The organism is Sulfurospirillum multivorans DSM 12446 (assembly GCF_000568815.1).
GTDB lineage: Bacteria > Campylobacterota > Campylobacteria > Campylobacterales > Sulfurospirillaceae > Sulfurospirillum > Sulfurospirillum multivorans.
The window spans coordinates 2741416-2761949 of record NZ_CP007201.1 but is presented as its reverse complement, the minus strand read 5'-3'; the positions used below and the strand labels follow the sequence as shown (position 1 = coordinate 2761949).

At 43.0% G+C, this 20534-nt stretch carries 21 protein-coding genes; 17 read left to right on the top strand and 4 right to left on the bottom strand.

What is annotated here, in order from left to right:
* The first annotated feature begins 3 nt into the window (after window positions 1–3).
* The 8 genes from SMUL_RS14295 to SMUL_RS14260 all read left to right on the top strand — a co-directional run bounded on the left by SMUL_RS14295 (window position 4) and on the right by SMUL_RS14260 (window position 9026).
* The gene (locus SMUL_RS14295) at window positions 4–2862 is read left to right on the top strand and encodes a formate dehydrogenase subunit alpha (RefSeq protein WP_084613141.1); all 2859 of its coding nucleotides are present in this window, start codon (window positions 4–6) and stop codon (window positions 2860–2862) included.
* Between the two features lie 9 nt (window positions 2863–2871).
* Window positions 2872–3474: a formate dehydrogenase FDH3 subunit beta gene (gene fdh3B / locus SMUL_RS14290; protein ID WP_025345938.1), complete on the top strand. Its 603-nt coding sequence runs from the start codon at window positions 2872–2874 to the stop codon at window positions 3472–3474.
* A gap of 11 nt (window positions 3475–3485) precedes the next feature.
* Entirely contained in the window at window positions 3486–4385 is a 900-nt protein-coding gene (locus tag SMUL_RS14285) for a formate dehydrogenase subunit gamma (protein WP_025345937.1), read from the top strand.
* Window positions 4386–4658: 273 nt separating this feature from the next.
* On the top strand, window positions 4659–5441 hold the full coding sequence (fdhD, locus tag SMUL_RS14280; RefSeq protein WP_025345936.1) for a formate dehydrogenase accessory sulfurtransferase FdhD: 783 nt from the start codon (window positions 4659–4661) through the stop codon (window positions 5439–5441).
* Window positions 5434–6171 carry a winged helix-turn-helix domain-containing protein gene (locus tag SMUL_RS14275; RefSeq protein ID WP_025345935.1) on the top strand — a complete coding sequence of 246 codons (738 nt, stop codon included), beginning with the start codon at window positions 5434–5436 and terminating at the stop codon, window positions 6169–6171. Before fdhD ends, SMUL_RS14275 begins: the two co-directional genes overlap by 8 nt.
* 160 nt (window positions 6172–6331) lie before the next feature.
* Entirely contained in the window at window positions 6332–7282 is a 951-nt protein-coding gene (wtpA, locus tag SMUL_RS14270) for a tungstate ABC transporter substrate-binding protein WtpA (protein ID WP_025345934.1), read from the top strand.
* Window positions 7279–8262 carry an ABC transporter ATP-binding protein gene (locus SMUL_RS14265; RefSeq protein WP_025345933.1) on the top strand — a complete coding sequence of 328 codons (984 nt, stop codon included), beginning with the start codon at window positions 7279–7281 and terminating at the stop codon, window positions 8260–8262. Before wtpA ends, SMUL_RS14265 begins: the two co-directional genes overlap by 4 nt.
* A complete protein-coding gene (locus SMUL_RS14260) occupies window positions 8259–9026 on the top strand; it encodes an ABC transporter permease (RefSeq protein ID WP_025345932.1) in 768 nt (255 codons plus the stop codon). The genes SMUL_RS14265 and SMUL_RS14260 overlap by 4 nt, the downstream gene beginning before the upstream one ends.
* Window positions 9027–9061: 35 nt before the next feature.
* Here the strand turns inward: SMUL_RS14260 and tupA are convergent, their stop codons facing one another.
* Window positions 9062–9895, bottom strand: coding sequence for a tungstate ABC transporter substrate-binding protein TupA (tupA, locus tag SMUL_RS14255; RefSeq protein WP_025345931.1), 834 nt, complete (start codon window positions 9893–9895; stop codon window positions 9062–9064).
* Between the two features lie 96 nt (window positions 9896–9991).
* Between tupA and tupB the strand changes: the two genes are divergently transcribed.
* From tupB to SMUL_RS14240, 3 genes are all read left to right on the top strand, one after another.
* Window positions 9992–10693, top strand: coding sequence for a tungstate ABC transporter permease TupB (tupB, locus tag SMUL_RS14250; RefSeq protein ID WP_025345930.1), 702 nt, complete (start codon window positions 9992–9994; stop codon window positions 10691–10693).
* Window positions 10690–11718 carry an energy-coupling factor ABC transporter ATP-binding protein gene (locus SMUL_RS16995; protein WP_223809722.1) on the top strand — a complete coding sequence of 343 codons (1029 nt, stop codon included), beginning with the start codon at window positions 10690–10692 and terminating at the stop codon, window positions 11716–11718. Before tupB ends, SMUL_RS16995 begins: the two co-directional genes overlap by 4 nt.
* Window positions 11719–11811: 93 nt before the next feature.
* Window positions 11812–12885, top strand: coding sequence for an AI-2E family transporter (locus SMUL_RS14240; protein ID WP_025345928.1), 1074 nt, complete (start codon window positions 11812–11814; stop codon window positions 12883–12885).
* A 15-nt stretch (window positions 12886–12900) separates the two neighbouring features.
* Here the strand turns inward: SMUL_RS14240 and SMUL_RS14235 are convergent, their stop codons facing one another.
* The 3 genes from SMUL_RS14235 to SMUL_RS14225 all read right to left on the bottom strand — a co-directional run bounded on the left by SMUL_RS14235 (window position 12901) and on the right by SMUL_RS14225 (window position 16738).
* Complete coding sequence (locus tag SMUL_RS14235; RefSeq protein ID WP_025345927.1) at window positions 12901–13554, bottom strand: hypothetical protein; 654 nt, start codon at window positions 13552–13554, stop codon at window positions 12901–12903.
* Between the two features lie 148 nt (window positions 13555–13702).
* A complete protein-coding gene (locus tag SMUL_RS16825; RefSeq protein WP_025345926.1) occupies window positions 13703–15946 on the bottom strand; it encodes a diguanylate cyclase domain-containing protein in 2244 nt (747 codons plus the stop codon).
* 9 nt (window positions 15947–15955) lie between these two features.
* Window positions 15956–16738: a substrate-binding periplasmic protein gene (locus SMUL_RS14225; protein WP_025345925.1), complete on the bottom strand. Its 783-nt coding sequence runs from the start codon at window positions 16736–16738 to the stop codon at window positions 15956–15958.
* A 122-nt stretch (window positions 16739–16860) separates the two neighbouring features.
* Here SMUL_RS14225 and SMUL_RS14220 point away from each other — a divergent pair, with 122 nt between their 5' ends.
* From SMUL_RS14220 to SMUL_RS14195, 6 genes are all read left to right on the top strand, one after another.
* Window positions 16861–17049 (top strand): hypothetical protein, encoded by a 189-nt coding sequence (locus tag SMUL_RS14220; protein ID WP_025345924.1) that lies wholly within the window; start codon window positions 16861–16863, stop codon window positions 17047–17049.
* Between the two features lie 77 nt (window positions 17050–17126).
* Window positions 17127–17714 carry a sulfurtransferase-like selenium metabolism protein YedF gene (gene yedF / locus SMUL_RS14215; RefSeq protein WP_025345923.1) on the top strand — a complete coding sequence of 196 codons (588 nt, stop codon included), beginning with the start codon at window positions 17127–17129 and terminating at the stop codon, window positions 17712–17714.
* Window positions 17715–17829: 115 nt separating this feature from the next.
* Window positions 17830–18861 (top strand): selenide, water dikinase SelD, encoded by a 1032-nt coding sequence (gene selD, locus SMUL_RS14210; RefSeq protein ID WP_025345922.1) that lies wholly within the window; start codon window positions 17830–17832, stop codon window positions 18859–18861.
* A gap of 206 nt (window positions 18862–19067) precedes the next feature.
* Window positions 19068–19484 (top strand): MotA/TolQ/ExbB proton channel family protein, encoded by a 417-nt coding sequence (locus SMUL_RS14205; RefSeq protein WP_025345921.1) that lies wholly within the window; start codon window positions 19068–19070, stop codon window positions 19482–19484.
* The gene (locus SMUL_RS14200) at window positions 19471–19839 is read left to right on the top strand and encodes a biopolymer transporter ExbD (protein WP_025345920.1); all 369 of its coding nucleotides are present in this window, start codon (window positions 19471–19473) and stop codon (window positions 19837–19839) included. The genes SMUL_RS14205 and SMUL_RS14200 overlap by 14 nt, the downstream gene beginning before the upstream one ends.
* Window positions 19836–20477 (top strand): energy transducer TonB, encoded by a 642-nt coding sequence (locus SMUL_RS14195; protein ID WP_025345919.1) that lies wholly within the window; start codon window positions 19836–19838, stop codon window positions 20475–20477. The genes SMUL_RS14200 and SMUL_RS14195 overlap by 4 nt, the downstream gene beginning before the upstream one ends.
* The last annotated feature ends 57 nt before the right edge of the window (window positions 20478–20534 follow it).

Here is a 20534-nt window from a genome sequence, read left to right as displayed (position 1 = left end):
GTTATGGAAAAAACAACAGAACGTGCTTTAAGTACGACTGTAGGTCGTAGATCATTCCTCAAAATGGCAGCCGTTGCAAGCGTCTTTGGCGCAACTTCGGGTTTTGCTGGTGAGAATGTGACACGCGCCGCAACAGAGGAAGAGGTTAAAAACCCATTCCCAGGATCTAAGAAAGTTAAAACCATCTGTACATCATGCTCCGTTGGATGTGGTGTGATCGCAGAAGTTCAAAATGGAGTATGGGTTCGTCAAGAAGTTGCTCAAGACCACCCAATCAGCCTTGGCGGACACTGCTGTAAAGGTGCTGATATGATCGATATGGTCAGATCAGAAGTACGCCTCAAATACCCAATGGTCAAAGAAAATGGTCAATGGAAACGTCTAAGTTGGGATGATGCACTTAACCGCATTGCAACCAAATTGGCAGATCTTAAGAAAAAAGATGGAGCAGATTCTGTTCAATTTTTAGGCTCCGCAAAAATGGGTAATGAGCAAGCGTATTATTTTAGAAAATTCGCTGCATTTTACGGAACCAATAACACAGATCACCAAGCTAGAATCTGACACTCTTCCACAGTCGCCGGTGTGGCGAACACATTTGGATATGGTGCTATGACAAACTCCCTTGGAGATATTCAGAAGTCTAAAGCAATTATCATTTTTGGAGCAAATCCAGCGGTAAACCACCCTGTTGGTTTCCAACATTTCTTAAAAGCAAAAGAGAGAAACAACTCTCAATTGATCGTTATTGATCCTCGTTTTACTAAAACAGCGGCTAAAGCAGATATTTTTGCACAAATTCGCCCTGGTACTGACATTCCATTTATGTATGGTATGCTTAATATCATCTTCAAAAATGGTTGGGAAGATAAAGAGTATATTCATGACCGAGTTTTCGGTATGGAAAAAATCAGAGAAGAAGCGCTCAAGTGGACACCTGAACTTGTTGCGGATGTCACAGGCGTTCCTGCTGAAAAATTGATTCAAATTACAACGTTATATGCAAAAAATCGTCCTGGTACCTTGATTTGGGCGATGGGTTTGACACAACACAGTATTGGTACGAGTAATACACGTATGGCTCCGATTCTTCAACTTGCTCTTGGCAATATGGGTAAAGCGGGTGGCGGTACGAACATTCTAAGAGGTCACGATAACGTTCAAGGTGCAACCGATATGGGCTGTTTAGCAGATTCTCTTCCAGGATACTATGGCTTAGCAGAAGGCTCATGGAAATACTTTGCAAAACAGTGGGGTGTTGATTATGAGTACCTTGTATCTCAGTTTAAAGATGCTTCATGGATGACTAAAAATGGTTTCTCACTGGCTCGTTGGTGGGCAGGTGTTGAAGGTGTTAAAAGTGATGATAAAATTGAAAATGCAGGCACAACGTTAAAAGCCTTGGTTGTTATGGGTAACGGAATTACGTCGATTGCACAACAAGCCAAAATCAAAGAAGCACTTGATAATTTGGAACTGATCGTTTTAGCCGATCCATTCGTCAACGAAGCAGCGATCTTAACCGATAAAAAAGACAATGTCTTTATTCTTCCTGCGGCTACGCAATTTGAGACCAGTGGTCTTGTCGTTGCAACCAACAGAAGTGCTCAATGGAGATACAAAGTTGTTGAGCCATTGTATGAGAGTAAAGCGGATCAAGACATCATGTTTGAACTTGCAAAGCGTTTAGGTTTCTATGATCTTTATACCAAAGCTATGTTTATGCAAGAGACTAAAGATGGTAAGCTAGAGATGATTCCTGAGAAAAAAGCATTTACATGGCCAGAAGATGCGACCAATGAAATTGCACGTATTATCAAAACCATCGGCTTAACAGGCTGGACGGCTGAGCGCGTTAAAAAACATACCGATAACTGGCATATGTTTGATGAAGTAACGGGTGCGGGAATGGGACCAATGAAGGGCGAATATTATGGACTTCCATGGCCGTGTTGGACGAAAACACACGGTGGTTCACCAAACCTTTACGATACCAGCATTCCTGTCAGTGCAGGCGGTATGGGCTTTAGAAATAACTTCGGTTTGGAAAAAGACGGTGTGAATCTTTTAGCAGAAAAAGGCTCTTTCCCGAAAGGCTCTAAAATTGAAGCGGGATACCCTGAAATTACCAAAGCTAACATTGAAGCCGTTCTTGGGATTACACTCACGGAAGAAGAAAAAGCAGCGATGGGTGCAAACTGGAAAGTCGATAACTCTAATCTAATCGTTCAAAAAGCATTAGATGCGGGGCTTTGTCCTTATGGTAACGCAAAAGCAAGAGCAATTGTTTGGAACTTCCCAGATCATATCCCGATGCACCGTGAACCACTCCACTCACCACGAACGGATTTGACGCTCAAATATCCAGCGTATCCGGATAAAGCAAATCACTTCCGCGTTATGACGAAGTATATCTCTGTTCAGAGTGCGCAAGATTATGCAAAAGATTTCCCAATCAACATGGTGACAGGTCGTTTGGTCACGATGAACGGTGCGGGTATCGAAAACCGTGCGTCTAAGTACATTGCAGCCTTAACACCTGAGATGTTCTGTGACATTCACCCCGATTTAGCGCTTAAGCACGACATTAAAAATGGTGCGATGATGTGGGTACACTCACCAGAAGGTACCAAAATCAAAGTGAAAGCGAAGTACTCTCATAGTGTTCTTCCTGATATGGTCTTTATGCCATTCCACTTTGCAGGATATTTTCAAGGAACAGATAGAACGGGTAATTTCCCAGCAGGAACGAAACCGTATGCAAGCGGCGAGAGTGTCAATACTGTCACTAACTATGGCTATGACATCATTACTCAGATTCCTGAAACTAAGGGCGGCTTATGTCGCATCGAAAAAGCGTAGGGGGAGCAGATGGATTACGCAAGAATGAAATTTTACTGCGATGAGAGCAGATGTATAGAGTGTGATGGCTGTTCGATAGCATGTGCAGAAGCACATGAGCTTCCCGTTGGCATCAGTAGACGTAAAGTTGTGACGATCAATGAAGGCATACCAGGCAAAGAGATGAGTACATCAATCGCATGTATGCACTGTACCGACGCTCCGTGTGAGCAAGTATGCCCCGTAGATTGTTTTTACATCAGAGAGGACGGCATCGTCCTTCATGATAAAGAGAAATGTATCGGTTGTGGTTACTGCTTGTACGCATGCCCATTTGGTGCACCTCAGTTCCCAAGAGATGGTGCCTTTGGCGCTAAGGGAGCGATGGATAAATGTACCATGTGTGCAGGTGGACCACTTGAGACGAACTCAGAAAAAGAGAGACACCTTTACGGTCAAAACCGTATCGCTGAGGGAAAAGTACCGGTGTGCGCAGCAATGTGTTCTACTAAAGCACTTCTTGTCGGTGACGCAGAATCCGTATCAAACGTTTACAGAGCACGTGTGATGGCTCGTGGTGGAAAAGGCGCAAACTCTCCTTATGGATGGGATAAGGCTTATAAAAACCAATGAAAGGAGCAGCAATGAGAAAATACATCGTTATGTTCATTGCAGCTCTGTGTTTGGCATCAGTGGCATACGCCGCTGATAGCCAAATCTGGGGTGAGATGCGCATCCAAAATATCCTAGGATACGGACAAGAAGAGTCATGGAAATTAGGACCCTTGTTCACCATGTTGCAGCATAAATACTTTGCATGGATCTTCCTAGGAGTGTTAATAGGAGTCCCTGCAGCCTTCTTTATCCATTATAAGATTATAGGTCCTAAAGTGTTTCCACACAGTGAAAAGAAATACTACGCCTTTAACCTCTATAATCGAATTATTCACCAAGTAGCCGCAGTCAGCTTCTTGGTTATTATACCCACAGGATTTATCATCATCTTTGGTGACTTCTTTGGGGGTGGAACCTTTGTAAGAATGGCAAAGAACCTTCACGGTATCTTTACCATTCCCTTTACCATTGTCGTCATTCCTATGGCGCTTATGTGGCTTAAAGAAGCCCTCTTTAATATGGATGATGTCAAATGGTTTATGATCCTAGGAGGGTATCTCTCCAAAGAGAAAAAACCCATCCTTGCAGGGAAGTTTAATGCAGGTCAAAAGATGTGGTACTGGGTCGCCATCTTAGGCGGTATTACCATGATCTTAAGTGGTGCCTTTATGTACTTCTTAGACTTTAAAATGCAAATGTTGCATAACTTAACCGGTATGAGTCAAATCGATCTGTTAAGAGCAGCAGCGATTATCCATAATGTGATGGGCTTTGCAGTTCTAGCGTTATTCATTACCCATGTCTATATGTCTATGTTTGCTATTAAAGGAGCAGTGCATAGTATTATCACTGGCTATGTCGAAGAAGAGGAACTTAAAATTCTTCATAGTACGTGGTATAAGAAGCTTAAGGATCAGGGCAAGTTTTGATTTTACACGCTTTCCAAGCTAAGCTTGAAAAGCTACGTTAGACACTAGGTCACAAAACGAAGTTTCTCTGAAAAGCTTGCCTCTTTCGAGGCAGAATGTTTTTACATGTAAGATTGAAAAGTTATGAAAGAGGTCATTAAAGTTTGACTCGATCAAAGCACAATTCTTTTACATGTTAGCTTACATGTAAAGAGAGCAAGGGCGTAAAATCTCTTGCTCTTTCTTTATTTTTTAGTGGTACAATATGCATAATAAGCACGTTAAGGGGAAAGCATGGAACCAGTTTATTCAACCAACATTACGAAGGTTAAAGGGAAAGAGACGTTTGAGCGAGAGGATATCCTTGTTCGCGAAATCAAGTTAGAAATCTATGTCAATGGCGAAAAAGTGGGCGCTGTGATGGCAACGCCTGTGGATCAAGAAGCCTTGGCGATTGGTTATTTGATGAGCGAAAATATCATTGAAAAATTCAGTGATGTCACTTCACTCAAACTCCTCAATGATGGTATGCAAGTCCACATTGAAGCCAAAGTCAACACGGCAAATATCAAAAAACTCAATGCCGAGGGCGTGGTTATCAGTGGGTGTGGAAGAAGTATGACGGCGAACATCGACCCTGAAGCGATTGAAGCCAAAGTGATTCACAGTGATTTTGTACTGGATGCTGAGCTCCTGTGTAAAGAGATGGGGCAGTTTTACACTGAGTGTCCGTTGTATGAGCAAACAGGCTGTGTGCATACGGCGAAGCTTTTTACCGACGAAAAAACTTTTTTTATCGGTGAAGACATCGCTCAACACAATACAATCGACAAAGTAGTCGGTAAAGCGCAGATGGCGGGCATTGATGTGCGTAACGCCTTTTTGATGGTAAGCGGTCGTCTCTCTTCGGAGATGGTTGCCAAAGCGGTGATGCACCAGATTCCTATTTTAGCTTCAAGAACGGCTTCAACCTGTTTAGGCTTGATGATTGCTGAGAAATTTGGACTCACGCTCATTGGATTTGTGCGCGGCGATACGATGAATATTTATCGTCATCCAAGGAGAATCCATGTCTGAGATGGAAGAGCTGATTAAAAAATATTTGAACGAAAAAGGCAAACTTGACTGCACAGATGGGTTTAAAATCGCAGCAAAACTTAAGTGCTCAACGCTTGAAGTAGGTGCGTGTGCCAAAGCGATGGATATACGCATCGATTCCTGTGAATTAGGACAGTTTGGTAAGCTTGAGGGTGGCATCTACGATGTAGAGGCGCAAAACCGTCTCAAGCCATTTTTAGATGAAAAAAACCGCATTACATGTAAAGCAGCGCGTGCCCAAGCTGCGGGTATTGGACTTAAAAAAATTCGTGGTACGCTCAAAGAAAAAAATTATGATGTAACGTTTTGTGAATTGGGTTGCTTTAAAGAAAAACTACGCCCCCGTCTGTATGTTAAGACGAAAACATGGATTGAAAATTCTGAGGGTGAGCTTCTGTTTGGCAAAGGTAAAACCGAAATTTTAGAGCTGATTGAGCAAGAGGGTTCCATCTCTAAAGCGTCTGAAAAAATTGGAATGAACTACAAAAAAGCATGGACGCACATCAAAATTTTGCAACGCAACATCAACGACACAATGGTGCAAACCAAACAAGGTGGTGGTGAAGATGCAGGAACAACGCTGACGCCTGTTGCACTTGAATACATGAAGAATTATCGAAAGTTACAAGCTGACATTGAAAATTATGCGAATGAGCGTTTTAAAGAGTTGTTTTTAAAGCCGAGAAATAAAAAAGAGTTTAAAGAATAAATCGTTATAGGCTATTTTGGTGCTATGAATATTATGTAAGATTACTGCGTAAATTAAAACAGTCATTTTTAAGAGAGTTCTTGTAGCGTCTATTTTGCAAGGACTCTCAACTTATGTCAGTATAAATATGCAAAAAAAACATATTTTAAAAGGAGTTTTTATGAATAAAATGTTGTTATTAAGTGCTTTAGCGGCGTCATTTTTGTTGGCGAAAGAGCCTATCGTTGTATTGCATGCAGGAAGCCTTTCGGTGCCTTTTGCGGAGATTGAAAAAGTATTTGAAGAAAAATACCCACAGTATGACGTACAACGTGAGCCAAGTGGTAGTATCGCTGCAGCGCGTAAAGTAACAGACCTTGGCAGAGGCGCTGATGTTATGGGCAGTGCGGATTATCAAGTGATTGATGCGATGCTTATCCCAAATCATGCCAAATTTAACGCACAATTTGCCACCAATGAAATGGTTTTAGCCTATACCGATAAATCTAAATTTGCTAAAGAGATCAATGAAAAAAACTGGACAGACATCTTTTTAAAAGAGGGTGTTGTTGTAGGACATTCTAATCCTAACCTTGATCCATGCGGTTACCGTGCGATGTTGGTAACGATGTTAGCAGAAAAATATTATATGAAAGAGGGTCTGTTCAACAAAATTTTTGGATACGGGACACACTATGAAATTGGTGAAGAAAATGCCAAAAAAGTCATCGTTCGCCCAAAAGAGACCGATCTTTTAGGACTTTTGGAAGCAGGTCAATATGACTATCTTTACATCTACAAATCCGTAGCAGACCAACATAAACTCAAATACGTCACATTGCCAGAAGCCATCTCGCTCAAAAGTGCGAAGTATGACAATGTGTATGCGGAAGTCTCTTTTGACATTGATGGTAAAAAACCAGGACACGTTGAGCGACAAATCGGAGCACCGATGGTGTACGGTTTAAGTATTTTTGAAGATGCTAAATCACCTGTAAACAAAGCAGGTGCCGTAGCATTTGTAAATTTTGTGCTTTCTGCTGAAGGGCAAGCGATCATGAAGAAAAATGGACAAGATGCGTTAACCCCACCTATCATTACAGGGGATAGTTCGATCTTAGGAAAAAAATGAGTTTTCTCTCACTTCAAGCCCTTACATGTAACGTAGGGGCGTTTCATCTTCAAGACATTAGTTTTGATGTGGGCGAGGGCGAATACTTTGTTATTTTGGGACACAGTGGTGCGGGCAAAACGCTCATTTTAGAGTCCATTGCAGGGCTTCATAAAGTGGGTGGGAAGCTTTCTTTTAATGATGAAGATATTACGAAAAAACCACCCGAACATCGTGAAGTTGGCTTTGTTTATCAAGATTTTGCGCTTTTCCCCAATTTAAGTGTTAAAGAAAATATTCTTTTTGCGGGGCGTTATAAAATGATCGACGATGCCAAAGCCCTTTTAGAAGACTTGGTACAATTTTTGGGGTTGGAGAAAATCATCGACAGACGTGTGGAGAACCTTTCAGGTGGCGAAAAGCAACGGGTTGCCATCGCACGCGCCATTTATGCACGCCCTAAAATTCTCCTGTTGGATGAACCTCTCAGTGCTATAGACCCGACATTTCGTAATGCCATTATGAAATTTCTCAAAGATATTCACAGACGTTACTCTCTTACAACGTTACATGTAACGCATAATTTTCGTGAAGCTTCGTATTTGGCTGATCGCATCGCCATTGTCATGGATGGGCGAGTCCAGCAAGTTGGAAGAACCAATGAAGTCCTCTCTCACCCCGCGTCATTAAAAGTGGCTGAGTTTTTAGGGTTCAAAAATATTTTGCCCACTAGCTTACTTGGTAGCGATGAAACAAAGCTTTTTTCTATCGATCCCAATGATATTCTCGTTTCTAAAGAGAACAATTTGGCGTGTGATTTTGTGTATGAGGGAAAATTAGAAGAGTGTATGGGCATTGTGGATCACTTTAAACTCTTTATCTCTGTTGGGGAACACCAATTTTTTGTGAAAAGTTTAAAACGTGAACATGAAAGTTGTGTGATCGACAGAGGTGAAAAAATCGTTATTGGATTTTGGAAAAAGGATGTGTGCTTCTTATGAGAAACTGGTTTACAGCACTGTTAGGGCTTTTGGGGTTGGTGATGTTGCTTTTTTTAACGATGCCTTTGTTTAAAATGCTTGTTGGCAATGACATTGCAACGCTTGTGCAAACGTTGGGCGAAGCCGACGTGAGTGCTTCCGTTATTTTAACGATGAAAGTCTCTTTGTTTTCGACACTGTTTGCGCTAGCAACTGGGCTTCCTTTGGCGTATTTGATCGCCAGACATGAATTTTTTGGGCGCTCTTTTGTGGAAACACTGATAGACATTCCTATCATGATACCTCACACTGCTGCTGGCATTGCGCTTTTAGTCGCTTTTGGACACGGGTCACTGGGGGGATTTTTTGATGCCCTTGGCATAAAATTTATCGGAACGGAAGCAGGCATCATGATCGCCATGATGTTTCTCTCCGCCACATTTTTGATCAACGGTGCGAAAGAGGGATTCAAAAAAGTGGACATCAAACTTGAAAAAGTAGCACGAACGCTTGGTGCTAGCCCTCTGAAGGTCTTTTTTGCTATCTCCATTCCTAACGCTAAAAAAGAGATTGTCAATGGCTGTTTGATGATGTGGGGAAGGGGACTTGGAGAGTTTGGGGCTGTTATCATTTTAGTGTATCATCCCATGACAGCACCTGTGCTTATTTACGATCGTTTTACCAGTTTTGGACTTAGTTATTCTGCACCCGTTGCGGCGGTGATGATTATACTTTCGATTATGGTTTTTTTGAGTGTGAGGTTTGTGAATAATAGGCTACGTTAAAAGACTGCCCCTGTGAGGCAGTCTTACGGTTAGTTTTAAGGGCGTGTTTTAAAATCAGGGGTAAAGAGTTGTTTATCCATCAGTTTAAAGTTGGCAATCTCTGTTTGAACTTTATCCGTTGTGATCCATTCAATAAATTTTAAAGCGCCTTTGTAATCTGCGTTGGCACATCGTTTTGGGTTGACCGCCATAACAGAATATAAGTTTTTCAAGTTTTTATCACCCTCATACACAATGACCAATGGTGGCTTGCCTTTGTGGTTTGCTTCGTATTTGATGTACGTTCCACGATCCGTGAGTGTGACACCTTTTTGTTCATCGGCAATATTAATGGTTGCAATCATACCTTGCCCTGATTCAAGATACCATGGTTGTTTTTCAGGTACATGACCTACTGCAGCATTCCATACATTTTTTTCTTTGGAATGTGTCCCCGATTTGTCACCACGACTGACGAATTTAATCTGTTCTGTTTCGATGGTTTTAAAGACTTCTGAGATGCTTTTGCCTGCAAATTTAGCCTTTAATTCAGGATTTCCAATGATGACGAAGTCATTGTACATGACAGGTGTGCGGTTGACACCAAAGCCTTTTTCGACATACTCAAGCTCTGATTTAGGAGCGTGCACAAAAACGACACTGACATCGCAGTTTTCACCGAGTTTGAGTGCATTGCCTGTCCCTACAGCGACCCATTTAAGATCAACGCCTGTGTCGGCTTTATATTGAGGAACAAGCACATCTAAAAGACCTGTGTCTCCGGTACTGGTGGTGGTTGCCATTTTAAGATCAGTTGCACAAAGCAGTGAACTGAGGGCAAGAAGGGAAAAGAGCAGTTTACCTTTTAAGCGGTTCTTTACTGAAAACATTGAATAATCCTCCTAAGATTAATAGAATATGTATATTAAGCATATTTGTAGTGTAGCGTATCTTTTTTTAAATTACATGTAAAAGAGGGATGATTTTTGGATTTTATTTTATCGGGTTTAAAAGAGGCGTTTTGGTTGCTGATCAATCTCGATCCTGAGACCATATCGGCTATCGATGTGACGCTTAAAAGCTCATCACTTTCTATTGTTTTGAGTATTTGTATTGGACTTCCATTGGGCTTTTGTTTGGGATTTTTTCAATTTCCGGGGCGAAAATTTTTGAAACTTCTCTCCGACACACTTCTTGCCATTCCGACCGTGGTGGTAGGACTCATTGTCTATGCATTTATCTCCCATCGTGGCCCTTTTGGAAGCTATGAATTGCTCTACACGTTACCGGGCATTGTGATTGGGCAAACACTTTTGGCGTTGCCGATTATCGTCTCGTTGAGTGCCACGGCGGTTGAGGGGATGGAGAAAAAACTTTACCTCACGCTGGCTTCGTTTGGCTTGACGATGGTACAGATGATCCAAAGTGTGGTGTGGGAGCTTCGTCACGCACTCATTGCTGTTGCGGTGGCGGCGTATGGTCGTGTAGTGGCGGAAGTGGGCATCGCGATGATGATCGGTGGAAACATTAAATGGTTTACGCGCACGATCACCACAGCGATTTCCTTGGAGACCAATAAAGGCGAATTTGCGATGGGCATTTCGCTGGGATTGGTGCTCATGAGCATCGCCTTTTTACTCAATTTTGCGCTCTTCTTTTTGAAAAAACGTGCGAGAATCATCGTATGATGTATGAACTTAACCGTATACGCACCTTGTATGGTGAAAAACCTGTTTTAGACATTGCTTCCCTCAGCGTTGAAGAGGGCGAAATTTTAGGGCTTGTGGGCTCCAATGGCAGTGGTAAAAGCACCCTTCTGCGTCACCTTGCATTTTTAGAAGCAGCACAAAGTGGAACGCTAAAGTACCGTGGGTTTGATGCAGACTCCATCCCTTTACATGTAAGGCGTGAAATTGGCATTTTACTGCCTGAGCCGTACTTGCTTAAGCGTACCGTGCGGGAAAATCTTCTCTTTGGACTGAAGATTCGGGGTACGCTCGAAGATGCGCAAAGTCGCATGAACGAAGCGTTAGAATTGGTCGGGCTTTTGCCTAAAAAATTTCTGCACCGCGCATGGCATGAGCTCTCCAGTGGCGAGACCCAACGCGTGGCGCTGGCTTCCAGACTCGTGCTTCGCCCTAAAATGCTTCTGCTCGATGAGCCAACGAACAGCCTTGATTACAGCGGTGTTCCGCAATTTACCGATGCCATTTTACACGCGAACCGTGAATGGGGTACGACCATCGTGATCGCCAGCCACGACCTTTTATGGCTGAGTGAAATCGCCACACGCAAAGTCGGGCTTCACTTCGGGCGATTGATGGACTTTTCAACAACCAATCTCATCGTAGGAAAATGGCGCGAAAGTGGTAATGAGCGCTTTTTTGACTTCGATGACACCCAAAGTATGTCGCTCCCCAAAAGCTATCGCATCGGCGAAAAACGAGGTGTGGCGATCAATCCACGCGACATTTCTATCGCCATCGAACCCTTTACATGTAAAGACGATACCGTCTGTCTAACAGGCGTCATTCGTGACGTTTTACATGTCACCAAAACCAATGAGATTTCCCTTAAAATCGTCATCGGCAAGCACGTCCTAGAGTGCATCGAAAGCTTTGAATATTTCAAACGCTACCACTTCTACCCATCGCAAAATGTCTATGTAAGCTTTGCCAAATCAGCGATCAAAGTGCCCTCGAAAGAGGCGTGAAAACCTCTGCTTAAGAGTCAAATCTTGAAGGAGCGGGTATTTGGGTATACTGTGCCCTAACGGATGTTATTCAGTACTTCAAAGGCAGATACCATGATACAAAACTCTTTTTTACGTTGGCTGGGGCTTGGCATTTTAGTACTGATTATTTGGCTCTTTTTCCCGTTTTTAAAAAGTTTTTTTGTCGCTCTTTTGATGGCATTAGCCGTGTCGCCTTTGCATCATCTTTTGGAGCGTTTTCTTATCAAACAGCCCCTGCTTCAAAAGAGTGCGCCAATACTTTCGGCGAGCATTGTGACCTTGGCATTTTCGTTGATTATTTTTGTGCCGATTACGCTTTTTTTATTCAATCTTCTCAGTCACCCTTCGGACACGCTCGATATGATTCGCTCCATTGGTGATCAAATTGAGGTGCAAAGTAGGCATCTGCCGAGTTATTTGACGTGGATTGTCTCTCCCCTTGAGAGTTTGATCGAGATGTCAAAACTGCACAAAGAGGAGATTACCACTACGTTAGCCAGTTGGCTGGGTAATGGACTGAAAACGTTTATGGCGATGCTGGTGGATATGGCGATGGTCATTGTCTTTTTCTTTTTTCTTACCCTCTATGGGCGCAAAATTATTCTGTTTTTGTTCCCGATCATTCCCTTAAGTCGTTCTACGAAGCGCGATTTTTTAGAGGAGATGACAACGACGATGGCGGTCGTGTTTTACAGCCTTACGGGCGTGATGGTTGCGCAAGGGGTTGCTTTTGGCGTTTTTATCGCATTTTTTGATGGTTACAATGCTTTGTTGTTAGGATTTCTTGCGGGGATCGCGTCGATTATTCCCATTGCAGGAACGGCGCTTGTGTGGATACCGATTGCGGCAAATGAATACTTTCAAGGCAATACGATCAATGCCATCATTATAGCGGCGTATTCGTGGGCGATGTTGGCGTTTTTTATTGACAATATTGTCAAACTGGTGCTGCTTAATTTTGTCAATAAAACACTCAGTAACGGTAAAAAACGGGTCAATGAATTTATCATCTTTTTTGCGATTGTGGGTGGACTTGCCACGTTTGGATTTTGGGGATTTATCTTAGGGCCTGCGATTATCGCACTTGCCATTACGACGCTAAGAGCCTTACGCAAAGCCAACCGCTCACATCTTGGTCATGCGTAGGACTGCATTAAAAGCTTAGTTTTTGGTGAGTACTTGGATCTCTTTTTGAAGTTTTTCAAGTTTTTTCATCAGGTGTTTGATTTTGCTGCCTTTCATGACATCGTCCATATCGGTGTTGATAACGTTTTGGGTTGTCTCTTTAAAGGCTTGGCTGAGTGCTTCAAATTTTGCTTTGGCTTTCTCGACCAAGATTTCGTAATCATCCGTTAATGTCTCTTCGAGATCACTGAGTTTACTGCTGATCTCATCTTTGTTTTTATACACATAATACGCGCTAATACCTGTAATCGTCGCACCGAGTGCGAAACTGAGTAAGTGATTTTGATTCATTGTGTCCTCTTTTGAGTTTTTATTTTTGCTAAACAGCTGTGAAAAGAGTGTGATAGCCGTTGTGACATGGGAAAATTGAGCGATACTTCCTGATGCTTTTTGTGCTAAAAAACGACTTTTTTCTTCGAGCGTAGCTGTGAGGTCGCTGACATCGTCTAGCATGAATGTGGCTTTTTGACAAAGTCCGCTTAATTCATTTTGGCTAAGAGCGATAAACGCGGTTGCTTTGTGCATGGCAGTGATATGTTTAAGTGTAAGAAAAACAATAGCGGCGGCGATAATAACCATGCACACCATGATAATCCCTATAAAAAGGGTGAGAAGCTGCTGATCGTTCATTTAAGAGCCTTTCGTATCCAGTATACTCTTCTTTATGAACGTTACAGCTTGGTTTTAAGTTAGCCTTTAAAAACTAAGCATTGGGGCTGTTTTATAGACTCTGTGAGCACGTATTTGACATAAGGTGGTTTGTTTCATTTTCATTTTTTTAGCTTTGTGCTCCATAAAAACAGATAGTACTGCGTCCGCTCTCTTTGGCCTGGTACATCGCAATGTCGGCTTCTTTGATAAGCATCGCACCATCGATGTTTGCATGCGTTCCAAAAATGGTACAGCCGATGCTAGCACCAAGGAGATAATTACCGTGGGCGAGGGCGTAGGGTTCGCATAAGAGGGCTAGAATCTTTTTGGCAATGCTTTGCGTCAGATGCTCCGCAATTCCTTTTTGCGTGCCCAAATTTTTAAGTAAAACGATAAACTCATCGCCTCCAAGGCGTGCGACCATATCGCTTTCGCGAATACTCTCTTTGAGTCTTGAAGCGGTTTGAATCAAGAGCATATCACCAGCGTCGTGTCCGTGTGTGTCGTTGAGCTCTTTAAAATGGTCTAAATCAATAAAAAGAAGTGCTCCAAAATGTCTCTCTTCAATGCTGTGGCGAATGGTCTGCTCAAGGGTTTCATCGAGTAAGCGTCGGTTGGCAAGATGGGTAAGCGGATCATAGTAGGCGAGCGCTTGTATCTGTTGTTGCGCTGCTTTATGGGTTGTGATGTCGTTAAAATTGGCGATATAATGCGTTGTTTTGCCTTTCGCATCGCGAATCGCGGTGATTGTGATGGATTCAGCGTAGATTTCACCATTTTTGCGCTTATTCCACAGTTCTCCTTGCCAATAGCCATGTTCCAACAGTCCTTTCCACATCGATTCGTAAAAGGTGTTATCGTGTTTATCGGATTTGAGAATGCGTGGCGTTTTGCCAATCATCTCCTGTTCACGGTAGCCCGTAATGCGCGTAAACGCTTCGTTGACTTTCACGACTCTCTCTTTAGCATCGGTGATCAAAATCGCCTCTTGGGTCTCAAACGCAACGGCGGAGAGGTGAAGCTGCTCGGCTCTTTTTTGTGCATCAATGTTAATGTAAACGCCTGTCAGTAGCGTGGGCTCATGCTCTTTTGACCATTCGATGACTTTACCACGCACTTGAATCCATACCCACAGTTCATTCGCTGTCTTCATGCGCCGCTCAATCAAAAAGCTTGAGTGCGCCCTGATCTGCTCTTGGATGGAGGAACGCATGTTGAGGGCATCTTCAGGATGCGTTAGGGCAAAAATTTTATCCCATGAAGGCTCAAATACGCCCGGTTCTAATCCGAGAAGAAGAAAGCATTGTGGGTCCCAGGCGATACGATTGATTTTAAAATCCCACGTCCAAAGTCCTGTTTGGGTTGCTTCCATCGCCACGCGGAACTGTTTTTCATACGAGAGTTGTGCTCTTTGGCGCTCATTCTCTTTGTAGTAGCGTACAATTAATGCCAGCGCAAGAGCACCTGAGAAGACGATGAGTAGCGTAGTGATCCCAAGCACTTTTTGGCGCTCATTATCCCAGTAATCCAGTGCATTGGCTTCATTGGTGTGTATCTCAACCATGAAAGGGAGAACCTTTGCCAAACGAAAAACATTGAGCGCGGGTTGCTCGTACATGCCTATATGGGTGAAAAAATCATCATTATCTTTGGGATGCTCTTTGCTGTAATGCGAACTTCCAAGCAGTGTGTTTGGGTCACTGCTGAAAAGCAAAATCCCATCAATGCGCCATAACGTGAGGGAGCCTTGCTCAAGAGGAAGAGTATAGGTGTAGCGGTTAGTGAGGTAATCCATGTTGAGGTTGGCGATAACAAAATAAGGGCGTTTTTCAAAAGAGACTTTTTTCAGTAAAGGCAGAAAGCTAATGGCATCTGCTCGAACGGGGTTTTGGATGCTACTCTCACGTGCTACATCAAAATCCCTTCCTTCCCAGGGCAGACCAATGCGTAAGAGCGGTGTCTCTCCAAAAGGAATGGGCAAAAAATGCTCTAAAGAAATTTTCTCTCCGATATTTGGTTCGTGAGAACTGGCGATAATCGCCCCTTTTTCATCTAAAAGTGAGAGTGATCTGAGATACGGTGCATTATGCAAAAGCTCGCTAAAAATGGAAGAGAGCCCTTCTTGCGAAGGTTCTTCATGGCTAAGAGGGGCTAGACGATCCATCGTGAGGCTGATGTGTTGAAGCGTTTGTGAAAAGTGCTCTTCAAGCGTATAAGCATGAAGATTGGCAATGTGGCGGTGGGTTTGAATCGCCTCTTGGCGTAAGTTGGAGACAGCGATAAAAATGAGTCCGATCAGAAGAGCAACGATGATAAACCCTGCTATCAAATAGCGTACGATTTTTTTCTCTCTTCTTAGGAACGTCTGCATAAGGCTCTCCTACTTGGAAAAAACAATCGGCTCTAAATGGTGACGTTTAGCCGCTTCTAAAAGCCTTCCATCGTGTTTGATTGCCACGATAAATGCTTCAACTTTTTCATGCAACGCGGGTTCATTTTGAGCCATTGCCCAACCATACGGAACCACATGAAATGCTTGCGTTGGTGTAATCAGTTTTGCCCACTCACGCTCTTCGACCATACGAATCCCAAAAGGATAATCGGTCATAAACACATCTGCCCGTCCTGCTTCGACCTCTTGTTCTCTTGCGTGCAGAGAATCCACAATGAGCAATTTGGCTTTTTGCAGACTTTTTTGCATCAGCGCTACATGGTACGTTCCCTTTGCCACGGCAACCACGACACCTTCTTGGTCGATGTCATCCCATGTTTGAATGCGTTTGTTGCTTTTGGATGTGACGGCATACACATCGCTTGCAAGATGAGGGGAACTCAGATAAAGACGCTCTTTGCGTTCGGATGTGTGTCCGATGGCAAACATCGCAATATCGCATTTTTGAGTCGTAATGTCTTGAATCAGCGTCGCAAAAGAGCTCTCTTTAAAAGCAAGGGTTACGCCCAGTTCCTTGGCAAACTCTTTGGCAAGATCCACATCGATGCCCACGAGTTCTTGCGTCCTAGGATTAACATACGAAATACCATAATACTCAGGCCAGATACAGACACGAATTTTTCGAGTTTCCAAGATGGTGGAGAGCACATCAGCAGACAGGGAAACGCTCAAGGTGGTGAGCATCGTAACGATTAAAAGGAGATGTGCCATGTGCGAAAACCTTTCATAAACGCAAATATTAGGATTCGTAGTATAACACAAAACGATTCTCTAAATTCATAATTTACGCAAATCGTGCTAGAATAAAGGCAACAAAGCGAAAGGAGTTTACAATGTTTGTTAAGTTAAATGATAGAGTTTACCTCAATGCAGACCGCATCACACGCATCAAGATTGATGAAGTGCAAGATGGGATTCGCGTGCGTTTTTACGAAGGACAAAATCAAGTGGCAAAAAGCCATAAGTTTGATAGCGTTGAAAAAGCAAGTGCGTGGGTTGAAAAAACCATGAACCAAAAATAAGACGAGGAGCAATCCTCTCTTCCTCTTTTTAGGTCTACGGCGTAGACATAACACATTTACCATACGGAGAAAAAATCATGAAATTAGATTGCAGTGGTTTGGCGTGCCCCGAACCCGTTTTACAAACCAAAAAAGCGTTAGAAGAACTCCCCAATGACTCTGTTCTTGAAGTAACCGTTAGCTCATTGGCATCCAAAGAAAATGTCATTCGTTTTGCACAAAATGGCGGATTTGACGCGCGTGCGCAAGATTTAGAGGAAGGCAAAAGCCTCATTACCATCGTCAAAGGCTTTACATGTAAAATCGTTATCGATGCTAAAGATGAGTTTTTAGACAAAACCTTGTTTCTCAAAAGCGATAAAGTAGGCGAGGGCGAACTAGGTTCCAAGCTGATCGTCGGCTTTTTAAAATCCACGTTAGAGCTTCCAAAACTTCCACGTCGCATTATTTGTGTTAACCAAGCCGTTCTTTTGACCACAGCCGAAGAGAGTGCGCCTATTATGGAAGTGCTTAAAGCGCTTGAAGCCAAAGGCGTTGAGATCTACTCATGCGGTGTTTGCTTAGAATTTTTTGGCGTGAGTGACAAGCTCAAAGTGGGTAAAATCGGCAACGCTTTTGGAACGATAGAGATGCTTTTTGGTGGAGAAGGCACCATATCATTATAATAACGCTTTCAAAGCAAAGCTTTTCAAACTACGTTAACACTGGGTTTTCCTAAGCGGAAGGCTCGCACTACTTCTTGATCATTTCATGCTCAAGAAGTTGAAATTAAGGTATTAAATGAACAACGAAGCAAAATTGACCAAATACGTCAAAGCTGCGGGTTGCGCTGCCAAGCTGGGTCCGGGAGACCTCACAGAAGCATTGGGAGGGCTCTCTTGCGCGCATGAAAATGTTTTGGTCGGCATGGATACGAGTGATGATGCCAGTGTTTATTACTTGGATGAAGAACGCGCCCTCGTGCAAACGGTAGACATCATCACCCCTGTGGTTGATGACCCGTTTGTGTACGGACAGATTGCGGCGGCGAACTCGCTAAGCGATGTATTTGCGATGGGTGGTGAGGTGGCTACGGCGATGAATATCGTCGGTTTTGATGGATGTCATCAACCGCGTTCAGTGCTTAAAGAGATCCTAGCAGGTGGACAAAACAAGGTTCAAGAGTGCGGTGGCATCATCATCGGTGGGCATACCATCGAAGCGCCTGAGATGACCTATGGTATGAGTGTGACAGGCTTTGTACATCCAAAGAAGATTTACCGTAACAACACACCACGCATTGGTGATGTGCTGATTTTGACCAAGCCTCTTGGAATGGGCATTTTAACGACGGCGATTAAAGCAGATATGCTGGAAAATTCGGTAATTGAAAAAGTGGCGTCTATCTTGGCAACACTGAATCACAAAGCGTCCCAAATCATGAGAAAGTACGATGTCAGTGCATGTACCGACGTGACGGGTTTTGGACTCTTTGGACATGCGTCAGAGATGAGTTTCAATCAAGTGACCATTGCATTTGAGATGAAAAATATCCCCATTTTAGACGAAGCCAGAGCACTAGCCGATATGGGTATTATTCCCGCAGGTGCGTACAATAATAAAAGCTATTTAAGCTCCAAAGTACACGCGAAAGTGCCTCACAAAGATGAGATTATCTTGTACGATGCCCAAACTTCGGGCGGACTTTTGATCGCGGTATCGCAAAACGATGCGCCTAAACTCTTGAAACATTTGCTTGATGAAGGGCTAACGTATAGCTCGATTATCGCTGAAATTCTCCCTCTTGGGGAAAAAACACTGCTTTACATGTAAAGAGTGTGAGTCACACTCTTTATTCTCATAAAACACGTTTTATGAAGCTTTAGGGGGTGTCGGGGATTTATCCCTGACCTTAAACAATGGGTTTTACTCATTGTTTAAGATACCGTTACGCAGTTTGCGTAACATGAGTATTTAACACTAATTTAACACTTGCTTTATAAACTCATCCCTTAGAAAAATAGGGGTGAGGAGCGGGTGTGGAGTATCTTAAATTTGCGATTGATTATGGCGTTATGGGACTGCTTTTTGCGATGAGCATCATCTCGTGTGGGCTCTTTGCTGAGCGCATTTTGTTCTATAAAGCCTTGAATGTAACGTCGTATAAAACCAAAAAATCACTTGAAATTGCGCTGAGCAATCATCTTACCACCATCGCCACGATCACTTCCAATGCCCCTTATATCGGGCTTTTAGGCACGGTTCTTGCGATTATGCTCACCTTTACGAACATGTCAGAACAGAGCATTGAAACCTCCAAGATTATGAGCTCTCTTGCGCTTGCGCTTAAAACGACGGCAGTTGGGCTTATTGTCGCCATTTTATCGATGGTGTTTAACAACATTTTAGTGCGTTACTCTGAGCGATTTTTAGCAGTGTTCGATGAAGAAATTTGATAGCATCAACGTCATCCCTTTTGTCGATATTTTGCTCGTTTTATTGACGATTGTGCTGATGACATCGACATTTATAGCCAAAGGAATTTTGCCCATTGATGTGCCAAAATCGGCTTCAACCCAGACGCTAGAGCCTTCCAGTGTGGTTTTAAGCATCGATGAGCAGGGCGCGCTCTTTTTAGAAAAATCTCCTATTTCTCATGAAGCACTCCAAAGCCATCTTGAAACCCTAGCCAGTGAAACACGCTTTTCGATCAACTGCGCTAAACAAGCTCCGTTTGAGTTTTTTGTAGCTCTTTTAGATATGCTCAATGCCCACCATTTTAAAACGATTGATATTGTAATTGAAAAATGAGACGCCTAAGTTTTGCCTTACTGCTCTCTTTAATTTTGCACCTTGGGTTACTTCTGTTTTTAACGATATTTACGTTTGAAAAGCCAAAAACATTGTCTCAAAATACGCCTGTTTCCCTACGAATCAGTACGGTCATTGCGCAAAGTGAAGCGCCAAAACAAGAGCTAAGTCCGCAAGAAGAGACACTGCCACCGCACGAACCAGCACCCTTAAAAAAACTTCCTCAAAAAGAGAAACCATCCAAGCCCATTTCTCTTCCATCGGCAAGCACGGCTATTGAAAATAACGCCTCATTGCCTATTGCGGACACCTCACCGCTTCCACCTACAACACCACAAATAAGCGAATCTTCCTCAGAAACACCAACGTATTTAGACCTACACAAAAATGAAATCGCCCAAGCGCTTCAACGTGCTAAATCTTACCCTGAACTTGCACGAAGACGCTCCATTGAAGGCGTGGTGGAACTGAGTTTTACCATTAAACCTACGGGCGAAGTCGAAGGCGTAGAAGCAATCTCTCAAAGTCAGCTTTTAAGCAGTGCAGCCATAGAGAGTGTACACAAAGCCAAAGGTTATTTTCCGCTACCTTTGGAAAATGTGACGATTAAAGTGCCAATCGTTTATCATCTAAAATAGGGTTTAACACAAATTTGACACTAATTTAACAGTGATTTAACAAAGACTTTTTATACT